A 9,567-nucleotide genomic window follows, 5' to 3' on the forward strand; every position below is an offset into this window, starting at 1 on the left:
CGACGACAACGCCGCCGCGCGCGCCGCCGCCCTGCCCTCGGACAGCGGCCAGCGCCACGGCGCGATCCGCGCCGACATCGTCGACACGCCGAGCCTGCAGGCCGCCGCCGCCGAGGTGAAGGCCGCGCACGGGCGCTGCGACATCCTGGTCAACAGCGCGGGCCACACGCAGCCCGTGCCGGCCGGCGACCTCGACGCGCTGACCGACGACCTCATCGACGACCTGCTGCGCGCCAACTTCCGCGGCGTGTTCGCCACCATCCGCGCCTTCGCGCCGATGCTCAAGGCCACCGGCGACGGGCTGGTGGTCAACATCTCGTCCATCGCCGGCTTCACGGGCGTGGGCAGCAACCTCGCGTACGTCGCGGCCAAGGCCGGGCTCGACGTGGTGGGCGACGCGCTGGCCAAGGCGCTGGCGCCGGCGGTGCGCGTGGTGTCGGTGTCGCCGGGCGCGGTCGAGTCGGGCTTCGTGCCCGGACGCGGCGCCGAGTTCGCCGACAAGATGGCCAGCACCACGCCGCTGGGGCGCATCGGCAAGCCCGACGACGTGGCGGCCACCGTGGAAGCGCTGGCGACGACGCTGCGCTTCGTCACCGGCACGCGCATCGTGGTCGACGGAGGGCGCCACCTGTGAACAACGCCAAGACGCTCATCACCTGCGCCGTCACGGGCAACCTCGTGAAGCCCGAGCAGACGCCGCACCTGCCGATCACGCCGGTGCAGATCGCCGACGAATGCCTGGCCGCCGCCGAAGCCGGCGCGGCACAGGTGCACATCCACGTGCGCCACCCCGAGACGGGCAAGCCCTCGATGGAGGTCGATCTGTACCGCGAGGTGGTCGATCGCATCCGCCGCGAGAACCGCGAGCTGATCGTGAACCTCACGACCGGTCCGGGCGGGCGCTTCATTCCGAGCGAGGACGACCCGAAGATCGCCGCGCCCGGCACCACGCTGCTGCCGCCCGAGAAGCGCGTGGAACACATCGCGCTGATCCGGCCCGACGTGTGCTCGCTCGACCTCAACACCATGAACTCCGGCCCCGACGTGGTGATCAACACGCCGAAGAACGTGCGCCGCATGGCGAAGGTGATGCGCGAGGCCGGCGTGAAGCCCGAGCTGGAGATCTTCGACTCGGGCGACATCCACCTGGCGCTGGACCTCATCGCCGACGGCACGCTCGACGGGCCCGCCATGTGGACCTTCGTGCTCGGCGTGAAGTACGGCTTCGCGCCCACGCCCGAGACGCTGCTCTATGCGCGCAACCTGCTGCCGCGCGGCGCCTTCTGGAGCGCCTTCGGCATCGGCCGCACGGAGTTCCCGATCGTCGCGCAGTCGTGGCTGCTGGGCGGACACGTGCGCGTGGGCATGGAAGACAACATCTACCTCGAGAAGGGCGTGCTGGCCGAAAGCAACGCGCAGCTCGTGGCGAAGGCGCGCGACATCCTGCGCAGCCTGGGCGGCGAGGTCGCCAACCCGCGCGAGGCCCGCGCGATGCTGGGACTGGCCGACACCCGCGCCGTTCAGGGAGCCGCACGATGAGCGCCATCCTTCATGAACCGCGCGCCCTGCGCGTGAACGGCAAGGCCGCCAACCTCGACGCGCTGCACCTGCACGCCGCGCCGCAACCCGAACCTGTGGCGTCACCGGGTCATGCCGTGGTGCGCGTGGCCGCCGCCGCCGTGAACCCGAGCGACGTGAAGGCCGCGCTGGGCCTGATGCCGCAGGCCGTCTGGCCGCGCACGCCGGGGCGCGACTTCGCGGGCACCGTCGTGAGCGGCCCTTCGGAATGGGTCGGCCGCGAGGTCTACGGCTCGGGCGGCGACGTCGGCATCACGCGCGACGGCTCGCATGCGCGCTACCTGGTGCTGCCCGAAGCGGCCCTGCGCGCCAAGCCCCAGGGCATCTCGATGGACGAGGCCGGCGCGGTGGGCGTGCCCTTCGTCACGGCCTACGAGGGCTTCCGGCGCAGCGGCATGCCGCAGGCGGGCCAGACGGTGCTGGTGCTGGGCGCCAACGGCAAGGTCGGGCAGGCGGCGGTGCAGTTGGCCGCGCAGGCCGGCGCGCGCGTGATCGCGGTGCAGCGCGGCCCCGGGCCCTTCGCGGGGTTCGCGAGCGCGCCGGTCGACGTGGTCGATGCGCGCCACCACGCCGACGTGGGCGCGCAGGTGCGCGAACTCACCGACGGGCGCGGCGCGCACATCGTCTACAACACCGTGGGCAGCGCCTACTTCGAGGCCGCCAACAAGGCGATGGCCAAGGGGGCCACGCAGATATTCATCGCCACGCACGACCGCGCAGTGCCCTTCGACATCTTCGCGTTCTACCGCGGCATGCACACCTACGTGGGCATCGACTCGCTGGCGATGGACTGCGTGGCCTCCACCGCGCAGCTCGACGCGATGCGCGAGGGCTTCGAGCGCGGCACGCTGAAACCCTTTCCCGTGGCACGCCACTTCGCGCTCGACGAAGCGCTCGACGCCTACCGGCTGGTGCTGTCGGGCAGCACCGACCGCGTCGTGCTGCGCCCCTGACTCCCAAGGACACCCACCATGCATGTGACCCGTTTCAGCGAGGCGCCGCACTACGAGGCGCCCAACCACTTCGACATGCGCTGCCTGCGCCTGCAGGGCAAGGAGGCCGGCCCTTCGACGCAGATGTGGATGGGCATGAGCCAGATCCTGCCCGGCGGCCGCACCGGGCTGGACGGCTCGCCGATGGAAAAGCTCTACCTCGTGCTCGAGGGCGAGCTGCACGTCGTCGGCGAACTCGACGGCGCGCACCAGGAAGACGTGCTGCTGCCCTACGACAGCTGCCGCTTCGCGCCCGGCGAGAAGCGCCAGCTCGAGAACCGCGGCAACCGCCCGGTGCTGGTGGCGCTGGTGATGGCGAACGCACCGCCCGCCTGACGCCCTCCTTTCCCAGTCAGTCATTCATCGCTCGCACCAACAAATCAACGGAGACAAGACGCATGAAGAAGACATTCCCCTGGAGCCGCCGACAGGCACTCACGATCGCCGCGGCGCTGGCGGCCTGCACGCTCGGCGGCGCCCATGCACAAGGCGCGTGGCCGGGCACGCAGCCCATCAAGCTGGTCGTGCCCTTCACGGCGGGCAGCGGCACCGACATCGTCGCGCGCCTGGTCGCCGAAAAGCTCGGGCCCGCGCTGGGCACCAGCGTGATCGTGGACAACCGCCCCGGCGCGGGCGGCACGCTGGGCGCGGCCATCGCCGCCAAGGCGCCGGCCGACGGCTACACGCTGCTGGTGCATTCGGCCGGCCACCTCGTGAACCCGTGGATCTACAAGGGCCTGTCGTACGACACGCTGAAGGACTTCACGGGCGTGACGCCGATGGCCAGCCTGCCCAACGTGCTGGTGACCTCGCCGTCGCACTTCACCGACGTGAAAGACCTCGTGGCCAAGGCGAAGGCCAAGCCCGGCGGGCTGAACTACGGCTCCGCGGGCAACGGCTCGGCCACGCACATGAATGCCGAGGTGTTCCGCCTCGCGGCCGGCGTCGACGCGCAGCACGTGCCCTTTCGCGGCACGCCCGAAGCCATGACCGAGGTGATGGCCGGGCGCGTGGACTGGTTCTTCGCGCCGATGGTGTCGGCACTGCCGCTGATCAAGAGCGGCAAGCTCAAGGCGCTGGCCGTGGGCACCGCCGGCCGCTCGTCCGCCCTGCCCGACGCGCCCACCACCGTGGAGGCCGGCGTGCCGGGCTCGGCCTACCTGTTCTGGGTCGGCCTGTTCGCGCCCACCAAGACACCGCAGCCCGTGGTGGAACGGCTGCAGGCCGAGGTCGCGAAGATCATGGTCTCGCCCGAGCTGAAGGAACGGCTGGAGAAGCTCGGCGCCGAACCCTTCACCATGCCCTCCGCGCAGTTCAACAAGTTCATCGCCGACGAGACCGCGAAGGCGCAGCAGGTGGTCAAGGCCGCGGCCATCAAGGTGGACTGACCTCAGCGCAGCAGCGCCGCCAGCACCGGCGCAAGCCCCGCACCACCGGCCACGGCGGCAGCGCCGGCGCCCCACGCCACGGCGCGTGGGCGGTACGGCAACAGCAGCGCCACCGGCAACGCACCGGCCGACAGGAAACCCAGCCAGGCGACCGTCCCGACCGTAGGGCCCCACGCCATCACGCAGGGCGCGATGGCCGCGGCCAGCAGCACCATGCCGATCACGCGCAAGCCCGTACGCCGGCGCGCGGGCACTTCACGTCCGCGCGTCAGCTGCTCATGGTGCCGGTCCATCGCAAAGCTCAGGCACGACATGCCCGCATACGCCAGCGCAAGGCCAAGCAACGAAGCCCATGCCGTCGTCATCGTGCCGCCTTCCGCCGCAGATGGCACAGCGCGCCCAGCGCCGCAAGCCCGAAGGCCACGACACCCAGTTCGACCCCGAGGCTTTCCCAATCGCTGCGCAACAGCTGCGCCAGCATGTGATCGCCCGTGGTCACGAAATTGAGCACCGGCAGCAGCAGGCACAGCGCAGCCAGCGCACCGAGCTGCTCGCGCCACGCGCGCGCCGGCTGGCGCACGAAGGCATGCACCAGCGCCAGCGCCCACAGCGCGAAGAAGACCTGCAGTTCGCGGTCCGCGCGGTGCCCGATGCCGACCGGCACCAGCCGGTTGGCCCACAGGTAGCCCACGCAGGCGATCGCCAGGCCGGCGATGGCCGCGACGTTCAGCGCTTCGACCAGCCGGTAGACCCGCGCCGTCGCGCCACCGAACTCGCCCAGGTGCTTCTGGCGGCGCTTGACGATGAACAGCACGGCGCCCGAACCCATCATCGCGGTGCCCGCGAGCCCGCACAGGAAGTAGAGCCACTTCATCGGCCAGCCGCCGAAGGTGACCATGTGCAGCCCGCCCATGGCCGACTGCGCGAGCATGGCGGCCCCTCCGTCCGCGGCGCCCGGCAGGCGCACGCGCTGCACCTCGCCGCTGGCGGCCGCGAACTGCACCATGCCGGTGGTGGCGCTGAGCCGGCGCGCGGATTCGTCGTCGCCGTTCCATCCGTACACGCCGATGCGCGCAGCCGCGTCGCCCGGATGATCGATGACGACCGCGCGCACCGGCTGGCCCATGCGTTCCTGGCCGCGTGCCGCGAACGGTTCGAGCACGGGCACGGGCATCGCGCGGCCGGTGGCGGCGGGCTTGTCGCTGTCGCCCAGCTCGGAGACGAAGCGCATCTGCGCCTGCGGGCCCGTGCCGTAGTGCAAGACCTTGGGGGCCGGCATGAAGCTGGTGCCCGAGATCACGAGGCCGGTGTAGGCGATCATGAACTGGAAGGGCAAGGTCAGCACCGCCACGGCGTTGTGCGCGTCGAGCCAGCTGCGCTGGCCTTTCTTGGGACGGAAGGTGAAGAAGTCCTTGAAGATGCGTTTGTGCGTGATGACGCCCGACACCAGCGCCACCAGCATCGCCATCGCGGCGATGCCGACGATCCACAGGCCGACGGTGCCGGCGTGCAGCTCGTAGTGGAAGTCGACGAAGTGGTGGCCGCCGAGCGTGGCGCGCGCCGCGTGGCCGCCGTCTTCCTTCAGCGGCTTGCCGGTGGCGGGGTCGAGCGAGACGCCCGCGTACTGGCGGTTGGCGTCGAACCAGAACACGCGCAGCTCGCCGCCGCCTTGCGCGTCCGAAGGCCACAGCTCCCACATTGAGGCCCCCGGGTGGTGCTCGGCCATATAGGCCATGCCCCAGGCCAGGCGCTGCGCGCGGTCGGCCGTGGGTTCGCCCTTCCTGGCTGCGGCGGCGGCTTCCTCGGCGTGGTGCTCCGGCGTCATCCAGTGGGTGATGGGTTCGTCGAACACGGCCAGCGTGCCGGTGAGGAACACCGCGAACAGCAGCCACGAGAACCACAGGCCGCACCAGGTGTGCAGCCAGGCCTGGGCCTGGCGGAAGCCGCCCTGCGAGGGCGCCTTGGCTTTCTTCGTGCTCATGCCCCGCCTCCCGCGCCGCGCAATGCCAGGCCGAGCCCGGCCAGCACCACGGCGGGCAGCAGCAGGCCGGCCCAGGCACGCGGCAGCGACACAGGCGCAAAGGCCCAGATCACGGCGACGGTGTAGACCGCGAAGCTGAACTGCATGCCCCCGAGCGCGGCCTCGGCGGGGCCGGCCGGCAGCACGGCGGCCAGGAAGACGGCGACGGCCGAGGCCAGCGCGTAGCCGCCGAACACGGCGGCCGCGACGCGCGACAGCAGCCGCAGGGCGGGAGAAAAGGAGGAGGTGCGGGTGTTCATCGGGGACCGGAAAACGGGGCGCGGACATGCGCCCCTCCCCTACATGACAAACGAGAACGAAAAAAGGGTCATGCCCCCGCTCTTTCCCGGTCAGAACGCGTAGCTCAGCGTCGCCACCGCGTTGCGCGGCGTGCCGAAGTAGGCCTGCCCGTCGATGTTGCTGTAGTACTTCTTGTCGAAGAGGTTCTCGATGTTCAGCTGCAGCGCCAGCTTGGGCGTGAAGGCGTAGCGCGCCATCAGGCTCACGACCGCGCGCGATCCCTGCTGGTAGCGCAGGTCGACATCGCCCACGCTGTAGGCGTAGTAGGTGCGGTTCTGCCAGTTGACGCCGCCGCCCAAAGTGAGCCGGTGCCACGCGCCGGGCAGCCGGTAGGTGGTGAACAGCGTGGCCTGCGTGGTCGGCATGGCGGTGTTGATGCGGTTGCCGTTGCCTTCGCGGCCCAGCGTGCGTGCGATGCCTGCGTTGAGCTGCCAGCCCGGGGCCAGTTCGCCCGACACCTGCAGCTCGATGCCCTTGCTGGTCACGCCGCGCGCGCCGTAGTAGGCGCCTTCGCTCGAGTTGGGCACGAGCTTGGTGCCGTCGCGCTGCGCCACGTTCTCCTGCTCGGCGCGGAAGACGGCGATGGAGGTGTTGAGCTTGCCGTTCAGGTGCTCGCCCTTGAGGCCGATCTCGTAGCTCTTTCCGGTCACCGGGTCGAGGTACGCGCCGCTGGCGTCGCGGTAGTTCTGCGGCTGGAAGATGTCGGTGTAGCTCGCGTACACCGAGTAGTTCTCGCTCAGGTCGTACACCAGGCCCGCGTAGGGCGTGAACACCTCGTGCTTGCGCGTGGCCGGGGCGTCGGCGGTCAGGCGCGTAGCGCGCCAGCTGTTCTGGCGCCCGCCCACGATGAGCTTGAGCGAATCGGCCAGCGACAGGCGCGCGGCGCCGTAGGTGCCGGTCTGGCGCGTCTTGGTGATGGCCGAAACCTTCAACGGGTCCCAGCCCGGCTCGGGGTACGACGCAGCGTTCCAGTCGTAGAAGTTGCCGGTGTCGGGCAGCGGGCTGGTGCGCGGATGGCTCGCCTCCACGTAGCGCGACTGGCTGTTGCTGACGCCCACCACGAGTTCGTGCGTGCGCCCCAGCAACTTGAACGGGCCGGTGGCCTGCAGGTCGAGGCTGTTCTGGCGGAACTGGTGCTCGAAGTAGCCGGGCAGCGAGCCCAGGCCGTTGCCGGTGAGGCGGTCGAGGTCGCCGTAGAGGTACAGCAGCTTGGCGTTCTGCTTGCTCTGCCGGTGCGAGCCGTTGGCCTTGAGCTTCCAGCCGTTGTCGAACTGGTGCGTGAGGTTCGCAAAGGCGGTGGTGGTGGTCGTGTCCCAGTGGGTCCACGGTGTGCCGACGGTCTTGGAGCGGTCCCAGCGCGTGGCCGTGCCGTCGCTGAAGGTCAGCGGCAGGCCGCCCCAGGTCGACGAGGTGGGCCGCGTGGCCTGCGACTCGATGCCCACGCTCAGCGTGGTGCTGGGCGTGAGGTCGGCATCGACCACGCCGTACAGCACGTGCTTGCGGCCGTGGTACATGTCGATGAAGGAGTCGCGGTCTTCCGTCATGCCGATGAGGCGGGCGCGCACGCGACCGTCTTTCGTCACCGGGGTCTGCAGGTCGACCGTGCCGCGGCGCAGGTTCCACGAACCCAGCGCGAGCGATGCGTTGCCGGCGAACACCTTGTTGTCGGCGTGCTTGCGCACCAGGTTCACCGAGGCTGAGGGGTTGCCCGCGCCGGTGAGCAGCCCCGTCGAGCCGCGCACGACCTCGATGCGGTCGTACAGCACCGGGTCGTTGGTGGAGGCGCCGAAGAAGTCGGTGGTGACCGTGGTCGGCACGCCGTCGTACTGGTAGTTGTCGATGTAGAAGCCGCGCGCGTACAGGTCCGTGCGGTCGCTGTCGGAGCTCACCGAGAACACGCCGGGCACGCTCTGCATGGCCTGGCCGAGCGACAGCAGGTTCTGGTCGTCGATCTGCTGGCGCGTGATGACGGTGACCGACTGCGGCGTCTCGCGCGGCGAGAGCGCGAGCCCCGTGGCCGCCGCCGTGGCGCGCGTGGTGTAGGCGCCGGTGCCTTCTGTGGTGCCGCTGCGGTCGGCCTCGGCCGTGACGGTGACGGGCGAGAGCGTGTCGATGCCGCCCTGCCCCGCAACAGGTGCGCCGGCCTCGCGACGGTGCAGCGTGTAGCTGCCGTCGGTGCGCGCCACCACCTGCAGGCCGCTGCCCGCGAGCAGGCGCTCGATGGCTTCGCGCGCGGTGTAGCGGCCCGCCACCGCGGGGCTGCTGCGCCCCTGCGTCAGCGCGGGGTCGAACGACAGCGCGATTCCGTTGCCCGCCGCGAAGGTGGCGAGCGTGCGGCCCAGCGGGCCGGAGGGAATGTCGTAGGCGCGGGACGCGGCGGCGTCGAGCGAGGACGACGACGCCTGCGCGAAGGCCGGCCCTCCCGCGCCGGCCAGGCCGCCGAGGGCAAGCGCCATCAGGGCATGGCGAAGGACGGTGTTCAGGCGGCGCTCTGCGAACGGGCGCAAGGCGGACGGGCGGGATGCGGACATGGAGACGGGCCTTTCGGTTGGGCAACGGTGGGTTCTTCACCCTCCTTGCCAGCCGAAACGAAAAAAAGTCTCACCCCCGGATCGATATATTTTTCGAAGCGCCCGTCGCGCGCTCTTCGGGTGCCGCGCGCGGCACCAGCGTGACCCAGTAGCCGCGCAGGCGCGTCGCCGCGTCCACCGGATAAGTCGACACCAGCATGCGCAGCACGCCGTCGGTGTCGGCCAGCGGAAAGGCGCCCGAGACACGCAGCTCGGCCACCGCCGCGTCGCATTGCAGCAACCCGGGGCGGTAGCGCGACAGCTCGGCGGCGAAGTCGGCCAGCCGCATGCCGTCGGCCAGCAGCATGCCCTGCGTCCAGGCCAGCACCGAGGCGTCCGCCGGACGGAAGTCGTCGATGCCGTCGGCCGTGAAGCGCGCGTGCTGCCCTGCTGGCAGCACGCGCGCGGCGGCGCGCTCGGGCGTGATGCGCACCGCGCCTTCGAGCACGGCGACGTGGGTGGCGCCGCCGGCCTCCTTGCGCACGCTGAAGCGCGTGCCCAGGGCCTCCAGCGTGCCGCCGGCGATGGCCACGCGGAACGGCCGATGCGCGGCGGCGGGGTCGGGCGCGGTGGCGATGAAGATCTCGCCCGCCTGCAGCACCACGCGGCGCTGCGTGCCGTCGAAGTGCACATCGACCGCGCTGGCGGTGTTGAGCGTGAGGCGGCTGCCGTCGGCCAGCCGCAGTTCGCGGCGCTCGCCAGTGGCGGTGCGGTGCGCG

The 9,567-nt window shown here is 71.1% G+C and carries 10 protein-coding genes; 5 read left to right on the top strand and 5 right to left on the bottom strand.

What is annotated here, in order from left to right:
- From VBO01S_RS29285 to VBO01S_RS29305, 5 genes are all read left to right on the top strand, one after another.
- Window positions 1-634, top strand: a 634-nt coding sequence (locus VBO01S_RS29285) for an SDR family NAD(P)-dependent oxidoreductase (protein WP_062482141.1), incomplete at its 5' end; no start/stop codon positions are given.
- Entirely contained in the window at window positions 631-1,539 is a 909-nt protein-coding gene (locus VBO01S_RS29290; RefSeq protein WP_062482144.1) for a beta-keto acid cleavage family enzyme, read from the top strand. The genes VBO01S_RS29285 and VBO01S_RS29290, both read left to right, overlap by 4 nt.
- Window positions 1,536-2,531, top strand: coding sequence for a quinone oxidoreductase family protein (locus VBO01S_RS29295; protein ID WP_062482147.1), 996 nt, complete (start codon window positions 1,536-1,538; stop codon window positions 2,529-2,531). Before VBO01S_RS29290 ends, VBO01S_RS29295 begins: the two co-directional genes overlap by 4 nt.
- Window positions 2,532-2,549: 18 nt before the next feature.
- Complete coding sequence (locus VBO01S_RS29300; RefSeq protein WP_062482150.1) at window positions 2,550-2,906, top strand: cupin domain-containing protein; 357 nt, start codon at window positions 2,550-2,552, stop codon at window positions 2,904-2,906.
- A 62-nt stretch (window positions 2,907-2,968) separates the two neighbouring features.
- Window positions 2,969-3,958, top strand: a complete 990-nt coding sequence (locus VBO01S_RS29305) for a Bug family tripartite tricarboxylate transporter substrate binding protein (RefSeq protein ID WP_062482153.1) — start codon at window positions 2,969-2,971, stop codon at window positions 3,956-3,958.
- A gap of 2 nt (window positions 3,959-3,960) precedes the next feature.
- Here the strand turns inward: VBO01S_RS29305 and VBO01S_RS29310 are convergent, their stop codons facing one another.
- From VBO01S_RS29310 to VBO01S_RS29330, 5 genes are all read right to left on the bottom strand, one after another.
- Window positions 3,961-4,323, bottom strand: a complete 363-nt coding sequence (locus VBO01S_RS29310) for a DUF3325 domain-containing protein (RefSeq protein WP_062482156.1) — start codon at window positions 4,321-4,323, stop codon at window positions 3,961-3,963.
- Window positions 4,320-5,939 (bottom strand): PepSY-associated TM helix domain-containing protein, encoded by a 1,620-nt coding sequence (locus VBO01S_RS29315; protein ID WP_062482159.1) that lies wholly within the window; start codon window positions 5,937-5,939, stop codon window positions 4,320-4,322. Before VBO01S_RS29315 ends, VBO01S_RS29310 begins: the two co-directional genes overlap by 4 nt.
- Window positions 5,936-6,238, bottom strand: a complete 303-nt coding sequence (locus VBO01S_RS29320) for a DUF3649 domain-containing protein (RefSeq protein WP_062482162.1) — start codon at window positions 6,236-6,238, stop codon at window positions 5,936-5,938. The genes VBO01S_RS29315 and VBO01S_RS29320 overlap by 4 nt, the downstream gene beginning before the upstream one ends.
- Before the next feature lie 90 nt (window positions 6,239-6,328).
- Entirely contained in the window at window positions 6,329-8,809 is a 2,481-nt protein-coding gene (gene fhuE / locus VBO01S_RS29325; protein WP_062482164.1) for a ferric-rhodotorulic acid/ferric-coprogen receptor FhuE, read from the bottom strand.
- Between the two features lie 70 nt (window positions 8,810-8,879).
- A partial coding sequence (locus tag VBO01S_RS29330) for a FecR domain-containing protein (RefSeq protein WP_174543710.1) occupies window positions 8,880-9,567 on the bottom strand: 688 nt, incomplete at its 5' end.

It is taken from the genome of Variovorax boronicumulans NBRC 103145 (genome assembly GCF_001591345.1).
GTDB classification, from domain to species: domain Bacteria; phylum Pseudomonadota; class Gammaproteobacteria; order Burkholderiales; family Burkholderiaceae_C; genus Variovorax; species Variovorax boronicumulans.